16 protein-coding genes are annotated in these 19,890 nt (G+C 68.4%); 12 read left to right on the forward strand and 4 right to left on the reverse strand.

Annotated features, from left to right (window positions below; translation table 11 throughout):
* Positions 1 to 136: 136 nt before the first annotated feature.
* From AB0B83_RS17145 to AB0B83_RS17185, 9 genes are all read left to right on the forward strand, one after another.
* Positions 137 to 1,390: a maltose ABC transporter substrate-binding protein gene (locus AB0B83_RS17145; RefSeq protein ID WP_357579004.1), complete on the forward strand. Its 1,254-nt coding sequence runs from the start codon at positions 137 to 139 to the stop codon at positions 1,388 to 1,390.
* On the forward strand, positions 1,390 to 3,030 hold the full coding sequence (locus tag AB0B83_RS17150) for an ABC transporter permease subunit (RefSeq protein ID WP_357579005.1): 1,641 nt from the start codon (positions 1,390 to 1,392) through the stop codon (positions 3,028 to 3,030). The genes AB0B83_RS17145 and AB0B83_RS17150 overlap by 1 nt, the downstream gene beginning before the upstream one ends.
* Positions 3,027 to 3,923 carry a sugar ABC transporter permease gene (locus AB0B83_RS17155; protein ID WP_357579006.1) on the forward strand — a complete coding sequence of 299 codons (897 nt, stop codon included), beginning with the start codon at positions 3,027 to 3,029 and terminating at the stop codon, positions 3,921 to 3,923. The genes AB0B83_RS17150 and AB0B83_RS17155 overlap by 4 nt, the downstream gene beginning before the upstream one ends.
* Positions 3,924 to 4,065: 142 nt before the next feature.
* Positions 4,066 to 5,877: a glycoside hydrolase family 13 protein gene (locus AB0B83_RS17160; RefSeq protein WP_357579007.1), complete on the forward strand. Its 1,812-nt coding sequence runs from the start codon at positions 4,066 to 4,068 to the stop codon at positions 5,875 to 5,877.
* Positions 5,878 to 5,930: 53 nt separating this feature from the next.
* The gene (locus tag AB0B83_RS17165; RefSeq protein WP_089003690.1) at positions 5,931 to 6,272 is read left to right on the forward strand and encodes a hypothetical protein; all 342 of its coding nucleotides are present in this window, start codon (positions 5,931 to 5,933) and stop codon (positions 6,270 to 6,272) included.
* Between the two features lie 277 nt (positions 6,273 to 6,549).
* On the forward strand, positions 6,550 to 7,614 hold the full coding sequence (locus tag AB0B83_RS17170; protein WP_357579018.1) for a BMP family ABC transporter substrate-binding protein: 1,065 nt from the start codon (positions 6,550 to 6,552) through the stop codon (positions 7,612 to 7,614).
* Positions 7,615 to 7,880: 266 nt separating this feature from the next.
* Positions 7,881 to 9,431: an ABC transporter ATP-binding protein gene (locus tag AB0B83_RS17175; protein WP_357579019.1), complete on the forward strand. Its 1,551-nt coding sequence runs from the start codon at positions 7,881 to 7,883 to the stop codon at positions 9,429 to 9,431.
* On the forward strand, positions 9,428 to 10,753 hold the full coding sequence (locus tag AB0B83_RS17180) for an ABC transporter permease (protein ID WP_357579008.1): 1,326 nt from the start codon (positions 9,428 to 9,430) through the stop codon (positions 10,751 to 10,753). Before AB0B83_RS17175 ends, AB0B83_RS17180 begins: the two co-directional genes overlap by 4 nt.
* A 3-nt stretch (positions 10,754 to 10,756) precedes the next feature.
* Complete coding sequence (locus AB0B83_RS17185; RefSeq protein WP_357579009.1) at positions 10,757 to 12,037, forward strand: ABC transporter permease; 1,281 nt, start codon at positions 10,757 to 10,759, stop codon at positions 12,035 to 12,037.
* Between the two features lie 64 nt (positions 12,038 to 12,101).
* Here the strand turns inward: AB0B83_RS17185 and AB0B83_RS17190 are convergent, their stop codons facing one another.
* Complete coding sequence (locus AB0B83_RS17190) at positions 12,102 to 12,962, reverse strand: AfsR/SARP family transcriptional regulator (protein WP_357579010.1); 861 nt, start codon at positions 12,960 to 12,962, stop codon at positions 12,102 to 12,104.
* Between the two features lie 301 nt (positions 12,963 to 13,263).
* Here AB0B83_RS17190 and AB0B83_RS17195 point away from each other — a divergent pair, with 301 nt between their 5' ends.
* Entirely contained in the window at positions 13,264 to 14,043 is a 780-nt protein-coding gene (locus AB0B83_RS17195) for a transposase family protein (protein WP_357579020.1), read from the forward strand.
* 302 nt (positions 14,044 to 14,345) lie between these two features.
* Here the strand turns inward: AB0B83_RS17195 and AB0B83_RS17200 are convergent, their stop codons facing one another.
* The 3 genes from AB0B83_RS17200 to AB0B83_RS17210 are packed head-to-tail and all read right to left on the reverse strand — an operon-like array spanning position 14,346 to position 17,908.
* Positions 14,346 to 15,059 (reverse strand): hypothetical protein, encoded by a 714-nt coding sequence (locus AB0B83_RS17200; protein WP_357579011.1) that lies wholly within the window; start codon positions 15,057 to 15,059, stop codon positions 14,346 to 14,348.
* A gap of 44 nt (positions 15,060 to 15,103) precedes the next feature.
* Entirely contained in the window at positions 15,104 to 15,499 is a 396-nt protein-coding gene (locus AB0B83_RS17205; RefSeq protein WP_357579012.1) for a hypothetical protein, read from the reverse strand.
* 27 nt (positions 15,500 to 15,526) lie between these two features.
* On the reverse strand, positions 15,527 to 17,908 hold the full coding sequence (locus tag AB0B83_RS17210) for a glycoside hydrolase domain-containing protein (protein WP_357579013.1): 2,382 nt from the start codon (positions 17,906 to 17,908) through the stop codon (positions 15,527 to 15,529).
* A 626-nt stretch (positions 17,909 to 18,534) separates the two neighbouring features.
* On the opposite strand from AB0B83_RS17210, the gene AB0B83_RS17215 reads away from it, so the two are divergent.
* Together AB0B83_RS17215 and AB0B83_RS17220 are read left to right on the forward strand one after the other, a co-directional pair.
* Positions 18,535 to 19,041, forward strand: coding sequence for a DUF2690 domain-containing protein (locus AB0B83_RS17215; protein WP_357579014.1), 507 nt, complete (start codon positions 18,535 to 18,537; stop codon positions 19,039 to 19,041).
* A gap of 229 nt (positions 19,042 to 19,270) precedes the next feature.
* Positions 19,271 to 19,876 (forward strand): transposase family protein, encoded by a 606-nt coding sequence (locus AB0B83_RS17220; RefSeq protein WP_357579015.1) that lies wholly within the window; start codon positions 19,271 to 19,273, stop codon positions 19,874 to 19,876.
* Positions 19,877 to 19,890 lie beyond the last annotated feature (14 nt).

Raw genomic sequence — 19,890 nt, forward strand, 5'->3', positions numbered from 1 at the left:
ACCTCTTGCTAACGTCCCCGCAACACGCGAGAGCAGCGGCGCAGCACGCCGAGCGCCGGTTGGCAAGAAACTTACAGAGCTTCCACTGGCGGGTCCGCCCCTCCCCCGGCGTGCCGCCATGACGACAGGAGTACCGATGCGCATCCGTACCGCGGGTGTGGTCGCCGTCCTCGGCCTGGCGCTCGCCGCCTCCGGCTGTGGTGGCGACAGCAACGACGAGCCGGCCGCGAAGGAATCCAGCAAGGCCGCCACCGGCGGCAAGCTGGTGATCTGGGCCGACGACAAGCGCGCCGCCGCCCTCAAGCCGTTCGGTGAGAAGTTCGGCAAGGAGAACGGCGTCACGGTCGACGTCCAGGCCGTCTCCAAGGACCTCCAGACCAACTTCGTCACCGCCTCCCAGCAGGGCAGCGGCCCGGACGTCGTGGTCGGCGCGCACGACTGGATCGGCAACCTGGTGCAGAACGGCGCCATCGACCCGGTCCAGCTCGCCGCCGAGCAGAAGAGCGCCTTCAACGAGACCGCCGTCAAGGCCGTCACGTTCAACGGCCAGCTCTACGGCGTGCCCTACGCCATGGAGAACCTGGCGCTGATCCGCAACACCGAGCTGGCCCCCGAGGCGCCGAAGACCATCGAGGAGCTGGTCGCCACCGGCAAGAAGCTCAAGGCCGAGAAGAAGGCCAGCGAGATCCTCTGCCTCCAGTCCGGCCAGAACGGCGACGCGTACCACATCTACCCGCTCTACACCTCGGCCGGCGGCTACCTCTTCGGCACCGCCGCCAACGGCGACTACGACCCGAAGGACCTGGGCGTGGGCAAGCCGGAGTCGATCGCGGCGTTCCAGAAGATCGCCAAGCTGGGTGAGAAGGGCGAGGGTGCGCTGAAGCGCTCCATCACCGGCGAGAACTCCATCGCCACCTTCACCGGCAAGAAGTGCGCCTTCCTGGTCTCCGGCCCGTGGGCCATCGCCGACGCCAAGAAGGCCAACATCAAGTACGACATCTCCCCGGTCCCCGGCTTCGCCGGCGGCAAGGAGGCCCAGCCGTTCGTGGGCGTCCAGTCCTTCTACGTCGCGGCCAAGGGGCAGAACAAGGCCCTGGCGCAGGAGTTCGTCGCGAACCACGTGACCACCCCGGACCTCGCCATGGCGCTCTACAACGCCGAGCCGCGTCCCCCGGCGCTGACCGCCGCGCTCGACCAGGTCAAGGGCAGCGACCCGGACCTGGCCAAGTTCCAGGAGGCCGGCAAGAACGGCCAGGTGCTCCCGGCGATCCCGGCCATGGCCGCGATCTGGGACCCGTTCGGCAAGGCGGAGGCCGCCATCATCGGCGGCGCCGACCCGGCCAAGACGATCACCGCCGCCGGTAAGACGATCGCCGGCCAGATCAAGTAATGAGCACGCCGTCGTCCGGCCCGGGGACTGCCACGCAGCCCCCGGGCCGGGGGCCCGTACGGTCCGGGTCCCCGCGCACGTCCCGTACCGCGCGGAACCACGCGCCGATCACCCTGACCGGCATGCTGGTCAAGGTGGTCCTGCTCGGCCTCGTGGCCGGGATCGCGGTCTGGGCGGCCTTCCCGCTCATCGAGGCCGAACTCTGGGTCGGGTTGGCGGTCCTGCTGGCGACCACCGCCGGCCTCTTCTACCTCTACCTGACGCCCCGGCACATCCCCGTCAAGTACCTGTTCCCGGGCACGCTCTTCCTGGTGGCGTTCCAGATCATCCCGGTGCTCTACACCGCGAGCACCGCCTTCACGAACTTCGGCGACGGCCACCGGGGCAGCAAGGACGACGCCATCGTCGCCATCCAGAGCGGCTCGGTGACGCAGGTCCCCGGCTCGGTCCAGTACCCGCTGACCGTCGCCACGAAGGGCGACCCGGCCACCGGCGCGCTGGTCTTCCTGGTCACCGACCCGCAGACGAACACCGTCTCCGTCGGCGACACCGAGGGCCTGCGCCCGCTCGACGCCGGCAGCGTCACCGTCGCGCCGGGCGGCAAGGTCACCGCCGCCGACGGCTACCAGATCCTCAACTTCGGCGAGGCCAGCAATCGGAGCAAGGACATCACCGACCTGGTGGTGCCGACCTCCGGGGGCGCGCTGCGCTCGTCCGGCCTGTCGCGCGCCTACGAGGGCAAGGCGGTCCGGGCGTACGACGCGGGCTGCGACTGCATCCGCGACAGCGAGACCGGTAAGACCTGGACCGCCGACGGGAAGGTCGGCTCCTTCGTCGCCGCGGACGGCGAGACGCTGGCCCAGGGCTGGCAGGTAAACGTCGGGCTGCGCAACTTCGCCGACGTGCTCACCGACCCGGCCATCTCCGGCCCGTTCTTCAGCACGCTGATCTGGAACTTCGCCTTCGCGCTCGGTTCCACCGGCTTCACGTTCCTGCTCGGCATGGGCATCGCGCTGGCGCTGCACTCGCCCCGGATGCGGGGCACGAACTTCTACCGGGTGCTGCTGATCCTGCCCTACGCCATGCCGTCGTTCGCGATGCTGCTGGTCTGGCGGGACATGTTCAACACCGACTTCGGCCTGATCAACAACCTGTTCGGGCTGGGGGTGGACTGGTTCGGCGAGACCTGGTCGGCCCGGCTCGCGGTGCTGCTGGTGCAGCTCTGGCTCGGCTACCCGTACATGTTCCTGGTGACGACCGGCGCGTTGCAGGCCATCCCACGCGAGCTGACCGAGGCCACCTCGGTCGACGGGGCGTCGCCGTTCCAGTCGTTCCGCGCGGTGACCATGCCGCTGCTGCTGGTGGCGATCTCGCCGCTGCTGATCGCGTCCTTCGCGTACAACTTCAACAACTTCAACGCGATCCAGTTCGTCACCGAGGGCGGACCGTTCCCGGCGGACAACCCGACGGCCGGCGCCACCGACCTGCTGATCACCTACACCTACCGGCTGGCCTTCGGCGCCCAGGGCGCCGAGTACGGACTGGCCGCCGCTGTCTCGATCTTCATCTTCGCGATCGTGGCGACGGTGTCGGCGATCAGCTTCTCCCGGACCCGCAAGCAGGAGGAGGTGTACTCGTGAGCACCCGCACCGAAGCGCCCGTCGCCAACCGCAACGCGACCGGACGGCGGAACCGCTGGTTCGCGCAGGTGGGATGGCGGCACTTGGTCGGCATCCTGGCGGTGGCGTTCAGCCTCTTCCCGATCCTGTTCGTCGTCTCGGCGGCGCTCAACCCGCTCGGCACGCTCTCCTCCACGGAGCTGGTGCCGACCGGTGCCTCGCTGGAGAACTTCACCAACCTCTTCGAGCGGACCGCCTTCGGTCGCTGGTTCCTCAACTCGCTGCTCCTGGCGGGGGTGGCCAGCTTCGCGTCGATCTTCCTGTCGGCGCTGGCGGCGTACGCCTTCTCCCGGATGCGCTTCGCCGGCCGCCGCGTCGGGCTGCTCTCCCTGCTGCTGATCCAGATGTTCCCGCAGTTCCTGGCGATCGTGGCGATCTTCCTGATCTTCACGAAGGTCACCGACCTGTGGCCGGTGATCGGCTTCAACACCCCGTGGGGTCTCTTCCTGCTCTACATGGGTGCCGCCCTCGGCGCGAACACCTGGCTGATGAAGGGCTTCTTCGACACGCTGCCGAAGGAGCTGGACGAGTCCGCCACCATGGACGGCGCCTCGCACGCCCAGATCTTCTTCCGGATCATGCTGCCGCTGGTGGCGCCGATCCTGGCGGTGACCGGCCTGCTCGCCTTCATCGGTTCGATCAACGAGTTCGTGATCGCCAACGTGTTCCTCACGAACACCAACTCGAAGACCCTCGCGGTCGGCATGTTCGGGCTGGTGGCCGGCGAACGCAACAACAACTTCGGGATCTTCGCGGCGGGCACGCTGCTCACCGCCATCCCGACGGTGCTGGTGTTCCAACTCCTCCAGCGCTACATCGTCAACGGTCTCACCGCCGGAGCCGTAAAGGGCTGAGCCTCCTCGGCTCACCGCTGCGGCAAGGGCGTCGGCGTCCGACGTACACCGGAGCAGTCACGGATCGACCGCCGCGGTCGGGGAACCGGCCGCGGCGGGAGACCCATTTCTCTCCCGTCCGACCGACGCGAAAGGCGCCACCATGTCCCTGTTGCCGCACCACGACGGCTCCGCCCTGTACGTCCCCGAGCAGGAGCCCGCCCTCGGCGACGTCGTCGACGTCTTCGTCCGGGTGCCGGCCGGCGCCGACGTCCGGCAGGTGCACGTGCGCACCACCGGCGACGGCGAGCCCCGGTTCACCGAGGCGGTCGTCGACCGCACCGACGGCGCCGACGTCTGGTGGCGGGTGCCCGTCGAGGCCCGCAACCCGGTCAGCAACTACCGGTTCATGCTCACCGGCAGCCACGGCAGCCGCTGGTTGAACGCCGCCGGCGTGGTGAGCCACGACGTGCCCGACAACGGCGACTTCAAGCTGGTCACCCACGCCCCGCCGCCCGCCTGGGCCCGCGACGCGGTGATCTACCAGATCTTCCCGGACCGGTTCGCCCGCTCCGCCGCCGCCGAGGGCCGCGAGGTGCCGGACTGGGCGATCCCGTGCGACTGGGACACCCCCGTCATCGGGCGCGGGCCCGAGACGCCCCGGCAGTTCTACGGCGGCGACCTGGACGGCGTCGCCGAGCGGCTGGACCACCTGGACCGCCTCGGGGTGAACACCGTCTACCTGACCCCGGTCTTCCCGGCCCGCTCCAACCACCGCTACGACGCGGCCAGCTTCGACACCGTCGACCCGCTGCTCGGCGGGGACGCCGCGCTGGCCCGCCTCGCCGACGCCGTACGCGCCCGGGGCTGGCGGCTGCTCGGCGACATCACCAGCAACCACACCGGCGACGCGCACGAGTGGTTCACCAGGGCCGCCTCCGACGTGTCCGCGCCCGAGCGGGAGCTGTACTACTTCGACGAGGTCTCCGGTGACTACGAGTCCTGGAACGGGGTCAAGTCGCTGCCCAAGCTGAACTGGGGCAGCGCCGAGCTGCGCCGGCGCTTCGCCACCGCCGACGACTCGCTGCTGCGCCGCTGGCTGCGCCCCCCGTACGGGCTGGACGGCTGGCGGGTGGACGTGGCGAACATGACCGGGCGGCGGGGCGCCGACGCGTACACGCACGAGGTGGCGGCGCTGCTGCGTGAGGTGGTCGCCCGGACCCGGGCCGACGCCCTGCTGATGGCCGAGCACGGTCACGACCACACCGGCGACCTCGACCGCGACGGCTGGCACGGCACGATGAACTACGTCGGCTTCACCGACCCGGTCTGGTCCTGGCTGCGGCACGGCGACCAGCCCGTACCGAACTTCCTCGGTACGCCGGGCGGGGTGGTACGCCGGGACGCGGACGCGGTGCTCGCCACCATGGACGCCTACCGCTCGCTTGTCTCCTGGCGGTCGTACACCCACTCGTGGCAGCTGCTCGGGTCGCACGACTCCGCCCGGATCCGCACCGTGGTCGGCGACGCCGCGCGGCAGGAGGTGGCCGCCGGCCTGCTCGCCACCATGCCCGGCACCCCGATGATCTTCGCGGGCGACGAGTTGGGCCTGACCGGCAGCAACGGCGAGGGCTCGCGTACGCCGATGCCGTGGCACCGGCCGGAGAGCTGGGACGCCGCGACGTTCGCCGCGTACCGCGCCCTGGTCGCGCTGCGCCGCGCGGAGCCCGCGCTGCGCCACGGGGGCCTGCGCTGGCTGCGCGCCGACGCGGACACCCTGGTCTTCCTGCGGGAGGCCCCGACCGGCACGGTGCTGGTGCTGGCCCGCCGTGCCGCCGGGGAGCCGCTGCGCCTGACCGGGCTGGGTCCGGCCGAGAACCTGTACGGCGGCGCCCCCGCCCTGCGCCCCGACGCCGACGGCGCGGTCACCCTCCCAGCGGACGGCCCCACCTTCCAGGCATGGCGGCTTCCCTGACCCCCTACCGCCCCGCTACTACAATCCGTCGTTGATGGGGGAGGATGGTGGGCGTGGAAGCTCTGAGACTGATACTTCGCTACGTCCATTTGATTGGTTTCGCCCTGCTGCTCGGCGGCGCGATCGTCCAGTACGTCAGCGGGAAGCTGCGGATCAACCCGGCCATGCTCTGGGGGTCCGTGATCATGCTGGCGACCGGGATCGGCCTCTCGGCGCCGCTGCGTGACGGCGACGAGCCGGCCCCCGCGAAACTTGTTACCAAGTTGGTGCTCGCCATACTGATCTTTGTCATGGTCTTCTTTTCCCGGAAGCGCGACGTGGTCAACCGTGGGCACTTCCTGGCAATCGTCGGGTTGACCCTGGTCAACGCGGCGGTGGCCGTCTTCTGGCGGTAACGTCACCGGCAGGGGACGACGCGCAGAACCGGACGTTCCGCGACGCCCCGCCGCGCACCTACCAGCACTGAGAGTGATCTGCCCCACCTAAGGGTTACGTAGGGGTAACAGGCGCTCAACAGTCGTGCACGATTGTCGGCCGGTGGGTGGGCGCGGGCGTACGCTCCCGTCCGTAACGTGGGACGCCGGCGGCGCAGCGCAGGCCGGCTCAAAGGGCTGCCACCGTGCAGGACGCGGTGTGCAATGGGAAGGAGACGTCTTGCGCTCTGTGCGTGGGATGCGGATTGCCTCCGTCTTCGCGATGGGTGGGCTCGTGCTGAGTGCCGCCGCGTGTGGCGAGGCTCCCGAAGAGAACAACAACGCCGGCAGTGGCGACAAGAAGTACAGCGCCTGCATGGTGACCGACGTCGGCGGCATCGACGACAAGTCGTTCAACGCCTCCGCCTGGAAGGGCCTGGAGGAGGCGAAGAAGGCCAACGACAAGATCGACATCAAGTACGTCGCGTCGAAGGCCGAGGCGGACTACGAGGTCAACCTGACCCAGTACGTCAACCAGAAGTGCGACTTCATCCTGGCCGTCGGCGGCCTGATGGGTACCGCCACCTCCAAGATCGCCAAGGCGAACCCGAACCAGCAGTTCGGCATCGTCGACGCGAAGGTCGAGGAGACCAACGTCTTCCCGATGCAGTTCGACACCGCCCAGGCCGGCTTCCTCGCCGGCTACCTGGCCGCTGGCATGACCAAGAGCGGCACGGTGGGCACCTACGGCGCCGTGAAGATCCCGCCGGTCACCATCTTCATGGACGGCTACGCCGACGGCGTCGCGCACTACAACAAGACCAAGAGCAAGACGGTCAAGCTCGTCGGCTGGGACAAGGCCGCGCAGAACGGGTCGTTCACCAACGACTTCGTCAAGCAGGACGAGGGCAAGAAGGTCAGCGACGCGCTGGTCGCCCAGGGCGCCGACATCGTCATGCCGGTCGCCGGCGGCGCGGGCCTCGGCACCACCGGCGCCGCGAAGGCGTCGGGCGGCAAGTACAACACCATCTGGGTGGACGTCGACGGCTGCGAGAGCACCCAGGACTGCGCGGCGATCATCACCACCGTCGAGAAGAACATCCCGGACGCCGTCAAGGAGGCCGTCGTCAAGGCCGCCGGCGGCGAGAAGCTGTCGGCCACCCCGGGCTACCTCGGCAACCTGTCCAACAACGGCGTCGGGCTCGCCCCGTACCACGAGTTCGACGGCAAGGTCCCGGCCGAGCTGAAGGCCGAGATCGACAAGCTGAAGGCGGACATCGCCGCCGGCACCGTCACCGTCACCTCCGCGGCCCAGCCGAAGTGAGGCTCCGCCGGCCGCCCGTGGTGAGACGATCACCCCGGTAGGCCGGCGGGCGGTACAGCACGACGATCCGGCCGCCCCGGCGTCGTGGGGGAATCCACCCCACGGCGCCGGGGCGGCCGATCCGCTCCACCCGACGACGGCCCCGCGCCGCGAGCGGTCCACCGGCAGCTACGCTGCACCATCGCTTCGTACTCCAGGAGGTTGCGCTGAGACTCGAACTGCGCGGCATCACCAAGCGGTTCGGTGATCTGGTCGCCAACGATCACATCGACCTGACGGTGGAGCCTGGAGAGATCCACGCCCTGCTCGGCGAGAACGGCGCCGGCAAGTCGACCCTGATGAACGTGCTCTACGGGCTCTACCAGCCCGACGAGGGCGAGATCCTGGTCGACGGCGCGCCGCTGAAGCTGCGGGGGCCGTCCGACGCCATCGGTGCCGGGATCGGCATGGTGCACCAGCACTTCATGCTGGTGCCCGTCTTCACCGTCACCGAGAACATCATGCTCGGCGCCGAGCAGGTCCGGGGCGGCATCGCCGGCTTCCTGGACCGGCGGCGGGCCCGGCGCGAGGTCGCCGAGGTCTCCGAGCGGTACAACCTGCGGGTCGACCCGGACGCGGTGATCGAGGACCTGCCGGTCGGCATCCAGCAGCGGGTGGAGATCGTCAAGGCGCTCACCCGCGACGTCGACCTGCTCATCCTCGACGAGCCGACGGCCGTGCTCACGCCGCAGGAGACCGAGGAACTGCTCACCGTGATGCGGTCGCTCAAGGCCGCCGGCAAGTCGATCGTCTTCATCACCCACAAGCTGGGCGAGGTCAAGGCCATCGCCGACCGGATCACCGTGATCCGGCGGGGGAAGACCGTCGGCACCGCCTCCCCCGAGGCGAGCCGTGACGAGCTGGCCGCGCTCATGGTCGGCCGCAGCGTGCGGCTCACCGTCGACAAGGAGGCCGCCACCCCCGGCAAGCCGGTCCTGGAGGTCTCCGGCCTGGTCGTCGACGACGACCGGCAGATCCGGGCGGTCGACGGGGTCGACCTGACCGTACGCGCGGGCGAGGTGCTCGGGGTCGCGGGCGTGCAGGGCAACGGCCAGACCGAGCTGATCGAGGCGATCATGGGGCTGCGCCCGACGCTCGCCGGCACGGTCACCCTCGACGGGCAGCGGGTCAACGGCTGGTCGACCAAGAAGGTGCTGCGCGCCGGCGTCGGCTACGTGCCGGAGGACCGCAGCGTCGACGGCGTCGTCAAGGAGTTCTCCGTCGCGGAGAACCTGGTGCTCGACATCTACGACCGGCCGCCCTTCGGCAAGGGCCTGGCGCTGAAGCCGGACGCCATCGCCAAGTCGGCGAAGGAGCGGATCGCGCAGTTCGACGTCCGCACCTCCTCGGCCGACGCCCCCGTCGGCACCCTCTCCGGCGGCAACCAGCAGAAGGTGATCGTGGCCCGGGAGCTGTCCCGGCCGCTGAAGCTCTTCATCGCCGCCCAGCCGACCCGCGGCGTCGACGTCGGGTCGATCGAGTTCATCCACAGCCAGGTCATCCGGGAACGGGACGTCGGCACCGCCGTCATGGTGGTCTCCAGCGAGCTCGACGAGGTGATCGGCCTGGCCGACCGGATCGCGGTCATGTACCGCGGCCGGATCATCGGCATCGTCGGCCCGGACACCCCCCGCGAGGAGATCGGCCTGCTGATGGCCGGCATCACCCCCGACGCGGCGCCCGCCGCCGCGACCGGCACGACCCCGGCCGCGCCGACGGCCGACGGCGCCTCGGCGGCCCCGACCGCCGAGGGCCCTGGCAACGAGGACGAGGCATGACCAACCCGAACCCGGGCTCCCCGGACAAGGAGCCGGCGACCGAGGCGCAGGCCGCGCGGACCGCGCTCGGCAACACCGAGCGCGCCGGGACGGCCACCTCCCCGAAGGCCCCGGCCCCGGAGGCGAAGCCCTCGCTGGGCCGGCTGTTCCTGGACAACCTCTGGGCGGCGAACACCTTCACGGTGACCCTGCTGTCGCTGGTGCTGGCGATGGTCGTCGGCGCGATCCTGATGATCGTGTCCGACCCCGAGGTGCTCGCCACCTACAGCTACATCACGGCCCGCCCGGCCGACGCGCTCAACGCGAGCTGGACGCTGGTCAGCGAGGCGTACGGCAACCTGTTCAAGGGCGCGGTCTTCGACCCGGAGGCGGTCGGCTTCCAGGCGGTGATGAGCCCGATCTCGGAGACGCTCACCTACACCGCGCCGCTGGTCTTCACCGGCCTGTCGGTGGCGCTGGCCTTCCGGGGCGGCCTGTTCAACATCGGCGCCCAGGGCCAGGCCACCATGGGCGTGATCCTGGCCGCGCTGGCGGGCTTCCTGCTGCCGCTGCCGCCCGGCCTGCACCTGCTCGTCGCGGTGCTCGCCGGCGCGCTCGGCGGGGCGATCTGGGGCTTCATCCCGGGCATCCTCAAGGCGCGCACCGGCGCCCACGAGGTGATCAACACGATCATGCTCAACTACGTCGCCACGTACTTCCTGACCTGGATCATCGTGCAGAACGGCGTCCAGGACCCGAACCGTACGGACGCGATCAGCAAGCCGGTCGACGGCTCGGCCCAACTGCCCCGGCTGCTCGGCGACGGGCTGCGGGTGCACGCCGGCATCATCCTGGCGGTGCTGGCCACCTGGGCGGTGTGGTGGCTGCTCAACCGCTCCACGCTCGGCTTCGAGCTGCGCGCCGTCGGCGCCAACCCCGACGCCGCGCGGACCGCCGGCATCAGCGTCACCCGGACGTACGTCCTGATCATGGTCTTCGCCGGGATCCTGGCCGGCCTCGGCGGCTCCAACATGGTGCTCGGCTCCACCGCCAGCGCGCTGACCCCGCTGGTGGTCGCCCAGATCGGCTTCGACGGCATCCTCGTGGCGCTGCTCGGCCGCGTGAAGCCGTGGGGCGTCGCGCTGGCCGCGCTGCTCTTCGGCGCGCTCCAGGCCGGCGGCAACCGTATGCAGTCCTACTCGGGGATCTCGCTGGAGCTGGTCACCGTGCTCCAGGCGCTGATCGTCATCTTCATCGCCGCGCCGGCCCTGGTGAAGGCGATCTTCCAGCTCCGGGCCGCCCGCGCCGCCCGGTTGCAGACGAGCCTGGCGAAGGGCTGGTAACTCATGTCCACCATGGCTGTCGAAGACGTCGCGGTCGCCCCCGTCGACCAGGGCTTCTGGACCCGTACCCGCAAGGTCGGCGCCGTGCTGCTCGCCCTCGGCCTGCTGGCGACGGTGCTGTTCGGGGCGCTCGCCACCGGCGAGCAGGCCCGGTTCACCCTCAGCGAGGACGCCGCCGGCGCCGCGCTCGAGATCCACGGCACCCTCGGCGCGATCCTCTTCGGCCTCGTCGCGGTCGCCGCCGGCGTCGCGATGCTCGCCGGGCTGCCGAAGCGCTGGTTCACCCTCGTGCTCGGCGTCGGCCTGGTCGGCTTCGTGCTGTCGTTCCTCTGCTGGCAGGTCTCCGACGCGCCGGCCGGGCAGAACTTCATGCCGCTGGTCAACATCCTCCGGGGCACCTTCATCCTGGCCCTGCCGCTGGTCTTCGGCGCCCTGGCCGGCGTGCTCTGCGAGCGTTCCGGCGTGGTCAACGTGGCCATCGAGGGGCAGCTCCTGATGGGCGCCTTCAGCGGCGCGCTCTTCGGCAGCCTCTCCGGCAACGTCTGGGTGGGTCTGGTCGCGGCGGCGATCGGCGGCGCGTTCATCTCGCTGCTGCTGGCCGTCTTCTCGATCCGCTACCTGGTCGACCAGGTCGTCATGGGCATCGTGCTCAACCTGCTGGCCGTCGGCGTCACCGGCTTCCTCTACGAGCGGCTGATGCAGACCAACGCGCAGAAGTACAACAGCGCCCCCCGGTTCGGCAACTGGGAGATCCCGCTGCTGTCGGACATCCCGCTGCTCGGCCCGGCGCTGTTCCGGGGCAACATCTTCCTCTACCTCGGCCTGCTGCTGGTGCTGGTCATCCACATCGCGCTGTTCCGCACCCGGTGGGGCCTGCGCACCCGCTCGGTCGGCGAGCACCCCACCGCCGCCGACACCCTGGGCGTCAAGGTGCTCGGGCTGCGCTACCGCAACGTGCTGCTCGCCGGGGTGGTCGCCGGCATCGGCGGCGCGTCCTACACGCTGGCGCTCTACTCGTTCACCAAGAACATGATCGGCGGCAAGGGCTTCATCGCCCTGGCCGCGCTGATCTTCGGCCGGTGGAGCCCGACGGGGGCGCTGCTCGCGGCGCTCTTCTTCGGCTTCGCCGACCAGCTCGCCACCTACCTGGGCGCCATCAACAGCGTGATCCCGAACCAGTTCCTGGCCATGCTGCCCTACCTGGCGACGATCCTGGCGGTGGCCGGGCTCGTCGGTCGGGTCCGGGCGCCGGCCGCCGACGGCAAGCCGTACATCAAGGGCTGACACTCGACTCGGCCTGGAGGGAAGGGCGAAGTAACCGTTCCCTCCAGGCCAGCCGGAGTCGCTGTCATGCGGGCGATTGGTTTCCGCCCGGCGAGGCGAGCAGGACGGATGCTGCCCGAATGTGCAGCACCGCCCTCTCCAAGTGGCGCAGCAGTTCGTGCTCGGGGCGAGGTCCTGCGTCGGCGAGCAGTCGGGCCGCTTGAGTAAAGGCGTCCAGGTCGCCGGCACTCAGGCCGTTCCGCGCCTGGGTTGGGGACGCTGCGTGATGGAGCGCTGCCAGGATCTCGGCCCTTCTGGCCTGTGCTTGAAAACCCGGGTCCGCCCCTAGCTCGGCCGCCAACTGCCTAGCGAAAACGTCATAGGCGGACAGTGCTTCCAAGTGCCTACCTCCCTGCAGCAGGGCCTTGGTCAACAGCAACATGTATGGCTCGTGCAGAGGATGGAGCTGGGCCAGCGAGCGAAGCTCGGGGACGACCTCGTTGTGGCACTTCAGCTTCAGTTGGAGCTCGAACATCCGCCCGGTCGCCGTCGTGCGCATGTCGTTCAGGCGGCAGGCATGTGCCCTGAGCTCTGCGGACTCCATCCCGTCTAGCGCCGGACCACGCCATAGCGCTAGCGCTGCCCGCATAAGATCAGATGCCGCTTCGAGGTCTCCGGTGGCGGCTCGTGCGGTGGCGGTCTGATAGTCGCGCTCGAAACGGTGCGCGTCGACCTCATCCGCGTCGACATCGAGCCGATAGCCCGCACCGAGCCGTTGGATCGCGATGGCCGTCGGTCCGTCGGCCAGCGATCGCCGAAGTGCCGAGATGCAGTTCTGTACCTGTTCGCGGGCGGTCGCGGGTGGTCGCTCCTCCCAGACGGCGTCGATCAGCCGGTTTAGGGAAACATGTGTGTTGGCATGCAACGCCAGCATCGACGCGAGCACGGTGGTTCGCCGACCGGCCACCCCTGCCGCCCTCTCGATGTATGGCAAACCAAGGACGCGGAAACGCATATGATCCCCCGTTGCTACCGGGTGTTACGAAGCCCCGGATGCAGTCATCTTCCAGAGGGGCTCATCAATCTGTCAAGATCTTGACCGAAGGACGTACCCTGACTCAGGTGAGGCGTGGTCTGGCGACTACAGGCGTCATTCCGCGAGGATGTTATTGTGGGGATAAGCGTCCTAAGGGACGTCTCGTAACCCTGGCGTCTGTCTGTTGAGGACGATCAGGCAAGATGCGCGGCTGCAGGTGATCACCGCAGCCCAGCCGGAGTGGGTCTTCCCTTTCACCGGGCTGCAGCCCGCTCAGTTCCGCAAGCTGGTCCGGCTGGTCGCCGAGCGTGGCGGTGACGGCATCGCCGACGGCCGGCCGGGCCGGCAGTGGGCCCTTGACCTGCCGGATCGGGTGCTACTGGTGGCCGCGTACTGGCGCACGAACCTGACGATGCGCCAGATCGGCCCGCTGTTCGGGGTGTCGCACTCGGCTGCGCACCGGGTCATCGACACCCTCGCGCCGTTGCTGGCCCTGGCGCCGGTGCGGAAGCGGCCGGTCGAGCAGATCGCGATCGTCGATGGGACGCTGATCCCCACGCGTGACCACCGGCTGGCCGCCCGGAGTAAGAACTACCGGTACTCGACGAACCTGCAGGTCGCCATCGACGCCTCCACCCGCCTGGTCATCGCCGTCGGCGACCCCCAGCCCGGCAACCGCAACGACACGATCGTCTACCGCACCTCAGGCATCGCCGAGAAGCTGGACGGCCGGCCAGTGATGGCCGACGGCGGCTACCGCGGCAACCCCGAGGTGATCATGCCGTACCGCAAACCCACCGACGGCAGCGACCTGCCGGACTGGAAGGAAGCCCTCAACGTCCAGCACCGCACCGTCCGAGCAGGCGTCGAACACGCCCTGGCCAGGATGAAGTGCTTCAAGATTCTGCGCGACTACCGCCGCGCCGCCCACACATTGACCGACGCCGCTTCCGGCATCGCCAACCTCCACAACATCATCCTCGCCGGCTGACCACCGACCCGGTACCAGGCAACGCCTCCACCCAGTTACGAGACGTCCCTTAGAAATGGCTTCGTCTACGTGTGGGAGATGGGGCGGTAGTCGCGCAGGATCCGTGCAATATGTCCCGGCGAGGCGTCGCTTGTAGGCTGCCGTATCGTCAGGTTTGTGTCGGCACGCGACCACCAGTAGCACCCGTTCGGCGAGGTCGAGACCTCTGTCTCGGCGGGCCAGCCGGTGCGGGGCAACTTGGCCGAAGGTGTCGCCCCTCCCGCGCTCGCTGCGCGAAGTAGGAGAGGCGACACCGATCCGCGTCACGCCGAGGCGCGCTGCCGGTCGGCTAGACCGGTTGCTGCCGCGCGGCGGAAGCCGCTGAAGATGTCCGGAGGTGTTCCGGCTCCTCGGCCCGGCTTCTCCGTCCAGGACGAGATCTTTTCCGCGATCCGCCGGAGGCGCCCGTCGCCGGGCCGCACGTCGATCTGGAAGTGCCCTTCCTTGGGCAGCGTGCGATGGTCACCACCCCAGCGCACTACCCCGTCGCACTCGGCGAGGATGTCGCGGACGGTGGCCAGCTCGTGCGGGAAGAGACCATCCCGGGCGCCTATCGGGAAGCGTCCGGGAAGGATCTCGATCGCGCTACCGGACAGGTAGTTCGACTCGTAGGCGGCGGTGACGCGTCGGTCCGATCGGTGGCCGTTGATGGCCTCGACGCTGTCGACCTCGTAATGAAAGCGTCGGGCGACATGCAGGAGAACGATCGCCACCGGACCGGGCACGAGCGCGACCGTCGCGTTCGACCCCTCGATCCGGTGCCCGGTCGCGCGGGCGGAGTCGATGACGGGCCATCCGTTCTGGGTGGTGGCCGCCGCCCAGTCGGTCCGCGTCGCCGCCGAGGGGCGGCTGGGGCGCGGTGCGGCGGAGGCACCGGTCGGGACCGTCCCGAGCGCGGCGGTGCCGACGCCAGCACCGATAACGGCCAGCAAGCGCCGGCGCTGCCACGGGTGGCCGGGGGGATCCGTCTCATTCATAGCTTCGTTCCTTGTCAAGAGTTGGGCTAGGTCGGATCGGTGCCTCACGACGCGCCGCGAAGTTTCCTGCTCAGGACCGCTCGACCGAGAGCCAGCAGGGCGGCCACCGACGTCGCGACGAGCAGAACCACGATAAGCGGGTTGACGTATCCGGGCACCATGTCGATGTGCGCCGTGCACTTTCGTTCCAGCGGCCAGTAGCGTGCCTGGCCGTACGCGCTGTCCCAGTTCTGGTAGCGAGAGACGCACACATCGCGGACGTGGGACCAGAAAACCGCTACATACACGAGGCCGAACAGATACACCTCGGCTGCGGAGAGGAGGAGAATTCCGGCTGCCCGGACCCAGAAACGTGGGGCGGTAGGCAGCTCCCGTGACCTACGGCGAATTGCCCCGAAGGCCAGGACGGCGGCGGGCGCGGTCAGGGCTACGACCAGCATAGGCAGCATAGGACTCCTATCCGTGGGTTAGCGACCGAGGACGGTGCGACGGCTGATCCTCGCCTCCTGGCCTACGAGGTTCTGCAGCGTGTCGACGTATCCCTGAATGAATGGATTGAGTTTGCTGTCCGGCAGCAGGTGCGGGAGCAGGGCACCGTGCGTCTTCAACTCAATCGCTATTACCCGCAGGCCGTCGGTGATGAGGTCGTTGGTGCCACAGAGCAGCGTACGGGCTGCGCTGGTGGCGCCGGCCGTACTGCCGTAGCGCCGCGTGAAGAAATTCCGGAACCGGCTGAGATGGCCGGTGCCACCGAGATGGCCGCGGATCGCCTCGTGCACCTTTGCCCCACCCCGCAGGGCCATGCCGACGAGATACCCGTCAGCGTCCTCTATCAGATCACCGAACGAGAACGACGAGTCGACGTTGATTTTCGCGAGCCGGTCCATGCAGAACGCGTAGCCGGACGCGTAGGAGTCCTCGTTGTTCCACCAGTCGGCGTAGAAGGTCGTCAGGTCGCCGCCCCAACCGCCGAAGTCGCCCCGCCATCCCGAGCCGCCGGGAGTCGTGCCGCCACTGCCCTTGGCATACACCGCGCAAGCCGTGGCGGCGAGGTGGTCGACGTTCACCTGCACACCGTACGCGGGATCGATGAAGGTAGGCCGTCTGGCGGGACCGTTCGCGACCGCGTACGCGATCCACTCCCTGCTGACCCCTGTGGTATCCAGTAGGGTGTTCCACCCGCTGCGCTCCCCGTCGTACTGGGGGTAGCGCAGGAAATCGAGGACGAGCCGATTCGGATCCGCGCCGTGGCCGTACGACACAGCGGTGGCGTAGAGTTGGTCGATGTAGGTCAGGAATGCCGCGAGCGGTGTGCCGGTGCCGCCGATGTTCTCCGGGCCCACCCCCGGGTCGGTACCGGGCCGGTGGACGTTGCGGTCGAGGTCGAACGAGTCGGCTCCGGCGGTGAACCGAAATTCCTTGATCTGGGTAAACGACCAGTTGTCCGGCATTGGAAACCCGAGGTTGCCGGAGAAGCCCCACGACATCCCGGACACGAACGAAAACCGCGCGTACGCCTCGCTGGTGGCGCGTGAGCAGACATTGCGAGAACCGTAGACGCCAGCGAGATACCGCTTGCCGCGGCCTGACAGGCCGGCTTGTACGCCTCGGAAATACGGAATGATGTTGCTGGTGATCTCTTCGTCGGTGGCGTCGTAGTCAACAGCGAAGTAGATGATGGTACCGCGGTTGAATCCGTAGCCGAGGGCCCGGTCGTGGGCCCGGACCGCGTGGCTGTAGCCCTGGGAGTACGTGAAGTCGCTCAGATATCTGCCGCGGTACTGCGAGATGGGAAACATCCGCATGCCGCCTGCGAAGATGGCGTTCAACTCGCCCGGCTGGATCTCCTTCTGCATCTCCTTCGGCTCGTCCTCGTCCAGGTAGCGGCCGACGGTGTGATAGCCAGCGGTCACCAGTGCCCGCGCCCGGCTTTCCGAGATGTGGTAGCGGGTGTCACAGGCGTGTGCCGGCCGGTCAGCATCACCTGTGGAAACCAGAAGTTGGGCCCAGGTACGGTAGTCGCCCCGACCGTGGTCGTCGAGCACGGAGAAGCGTTGGAACGCCGCCACGTACGTGGCGAGTGCTGCGTCAAAGGTGCTCTTGAAGACCGTCGTGTAGGAGTCACCGTCATCTCGCACCGTGCCGTTGAAGACGCACGCGGCGCTGAAGATCTGGACGAAGATGCCCGATGATCCCTGAGCGACCTCGTTGTTCCGCAGTCCCTGTTGGGTGCCGGGGCCGAAGTTGCCGTTGGCCTGGTCCTGGGGGATCCCGATCTCGTACTGGATGGCCTTCATCAGAGCCTGCTGCACGTCCCGCGTGTAGTGACCGTCGCACGGGACGATATAGAACGTCGACTTGCTCAGGTAGCGGCCGTTGAGCCAGCGCTGGATGTTTCGGACCTCCGCCCGACCTCCCGACACCAGGATGTAGGCGTCCATGGTGAGCAGGGACTTGAACACCTTGGGCTGCACGTCGGTGTTGGAGGCGTCCAAGCCGGCGTCAGCCTTGAGTTGGGCGATTGCCGACGCGGTGTCGACGCCGTACACCCCGTCACCCGGGCCGCCCCAGTAGCCCTTGCAGAAGAGCGCGTACTGGACGATGTTCACGATGTTGCCGTTTGTGGTGTCTGGTCCGATGTCCCCCAGCGTGGCGAGGCGGGACATCGTACCCGGACCGAATGCGTCGGAGAGGACCTCGATTCCGAGCTCATGTTGCAGCGCCCGGGTGAGCGAGTACATCGTCGCCCAGCCGGTCTTGCCGTTCTCCGGGCAGGGGTTGTAATACGGCACGCTCTGGTAGGTGGAGTTCACCCACTCTTGTGCCTCGAGCACCTTCGGATCTGACATCGTCACCTGCTCTGGTCTCGTCGCTGGAGTTGCGGACGGTGGTGGAGCAGGGACCCTAGCTTTGACCGACATCGTGGTCCCATCGCTCGACAATCATGTCGTCCTTGAATACGAGCGTCGCTGCGACGGCCTCGGGTCTCTCAAACCCGGGCTGCCTTTCTGCTGGTGGCAGCAGTTCGGGTGGATCAGGTCGTCAGCGGCGTTGCCCGACAGTGCCCGAATGTGTGGCCCAGGCCCAGGTGTAGGGATGGGAAGGAGGCGTCGGACGTAGGTGGTGAGTTTCGCGGGTGGGCGCGGTGGCCGGTGCCGCAAAGTGTTGGGTTCGGCAGAGTGTCGGATTCGGCGTCACCGGGGCCGGGCTGGTCGTGTAGGCCGAGTTGTCGGGTCCAGGCGGTCAGGTCGCAGGCGATGTTCGCGGTCAGGACTGGGAGATCGGCACGGTCGCCGCCTTGGTGATCTTCCACGTCGAGACACGAGTGAACCGCCCTGAAACGGGGCAGTACGCGGAGTCGAGGCTGTTACCCGGGAAGCCTCGGTGCGCCGCGAGAGCAGGATGATGGCCCGCCGGTGAGGAATTGGTGGCCGCTCGCCCTACCTTCCACTCATCAGACCGTACTGACGGATCGATGTGGAAAGTGACGGCGGAAATGATTCTCAAGGAACGAGCCAAGCGCCTTCTGTCCGTGTTCGCGGCGGTGCTGGCCCTCGGCACCGGGCTGGCCGTGGTGGCAGGGCCGGCGTCCCCGGCCCTGGCGGCCTGCTCCGGTTCGAGTTGTAATGGCAAGGACCCGAACGCCAACGGCTGTACGGCGACGACCCCGTCCGGGGCGGCGTTCTGGCACAGCAGCTACAGCGTCGAGATGCGCCGATCGTCGAACTGTGCCGCGATCTGGACACGGGTGACGATCGATGACTACCTGCCGACCTGTTGCCTATCCATTTCGATCTCCATCGAGCGGCAGCTCTACACCCCGTACGGATACTCCCGCACTCACTACTACACTAAAGAGGTCGGAGCCGGCCTCGAGGGATCGTGGTGGACGGTAATGACCCAGAACACCTCGGACGACCGGCACCGTTCCTGCGAGCGGATCGGGACCTCGGCTTGGGACTGCACCGCCTGGATCTACTGACGGGTGGCCTGCCGCTGCCTTGACTGCGGCATATTGCGACAGGCGGTGCTCGTTGCCTGCCTGTCGCATTCCGTCTCCAACCTCAGTCTGCATGGCCTTGACTGAGCCTTCTTCATCCTGACCTTGCAGGTCAGGGGCGGTGTGCGTAGCCCGGGGGTCGATGAGGGCGAGGCTCCAGGTAAGACAGCAAATCGACCAAAACCCGATGCCCCGACCGGGAGCCTCGCCTGTGCTGTCTTACCCGTCCACGATCTCGTTGTCCAACCGGACCCTCAACCACCTGGCCGACCGCATCCGCCAGCACCGTAGCCAGCAACGATCGCGATGGCGGCGCCTCGACGCGGGACGCCAGGCACTACTCGCCCTTGCCCATCTACGTAACGGCGACACCTACACCCGGCTGGCCTGCGGATTCGCGATCGGCGTCGCCACCGCTTGGCGCTACGTGCAGGAGGCGATCGCCCTGCTCGCGGCATCCGCCGACGACCTGGTCACCGCGATGAAGCGGATCCGCATGCTGGCGTACGCGATCCTGGACGGCACGCTGATTCCGATCGACCGGGTCGCCGACCAGAAGCCCTACTACTCGGGAAAACACAAGCGCCACGGCGTGAACGTGCAGGTCATCGCCGACGCGGCAGGCCGTCTCGTCTGGGCTTCACCGGCGCTACCGGGATCGGCTCACGACCTGACCGCTGCCCGCATCCACGGCATCATCGACGCGCTGACCAGCGCGAACGTGATGACCTTCGCGGACAAGACATCCGATGGGCGTAACTGTCAAGCTGCGGCGAGGGCTCCGGCCGGAATCGGGAAGGCTGTCGCTTCTCGGTAATGCTCTCGTGTCTT

The organism is Micromonospora sp. NPDC049060 (genome assembly GCF_040649055.1).
Classification (GTDB): Bacteria; Actinomycetota; Actinomycetes; order Mycobacteriales; family Micromonosporaceae; genus Micromonospora; species Micromonospora reichwaldensis.

Bases quoted from the DNA above. Each gene is read 5' to 3' on its own strand.
- AB0B83_RS17160 (WP_357579007.1), top strand. From the start codon at position 4,066: ATGTCCCTGTTGCCGCACCACGACGGCTCCGCCCTGTACGTCCCCGAG.
- AB0B83_RS17215 (WP_357579014.1), top strand. From the start codon at position 18,535: ATGTGGAAAGTGACGGCGGAAATGATTCTCAAGGAACGAGCCAAGCGC.
- AB0B83_RS17185 (WP_357579009.1), top strand. From the start codon at position 10,757: ATGTCCACCATGGCTGTCGAAGACGTCGCGGTCGCCCCCGTCGACCAG.
- AB0B83_RS17205 (WP_357579012.1), bottom strand. From the start codon at position 15,499: ATGCTGGTCGTAGCCCTGACCGCGCCCGCCGCCGTCCTGGCCTTCGGG.
- AB0B83_RS17180 (WP_357579008.1), top strand. From the start codon at position 9,428: ATGACCAACCCGAACCCGGGCTCCCCGGACAAGGAGCCGGCGACCGAG.
- AB0B83_RS17170 (WP_357579018.1), top strand. From the start codon at position 6,550: ATGCGGATTGCCTCCGTCTTCGCGATGGGTGGGCTCGTGCTGAGTGCC.
- AB0B83_RS17150 (WP_357579005.1), top strand. From the start codon at position 1,390: ATGAGCACGCCGTCGTCCGGCCCGGGGACTGCCACGCAGCCCCCGGGC.
- AB0B83_RS17210 (WP_357579013.1), bottom strand. From the start codon at position 17,908: ATGTCAGATCCGAAGGTGCTCGAGGCACAAGAGTGGGTGAACTCCACC.
- AB0B83_RS17145 (WP_357579004.1), top strand. From the start codon at position 137: ATGCGCATCCGTACCGCGGGTGTGGTCGCCGTCCTCGGCCTGGCGCTC.
- AB0B83_RS17200 (WP_357579011.1), bottom strand. From the start codon at position 15,059: ATGAATGAGACGGATCCCCCCGGCCACCCGTGGCAGCGCCGGCGCTTG.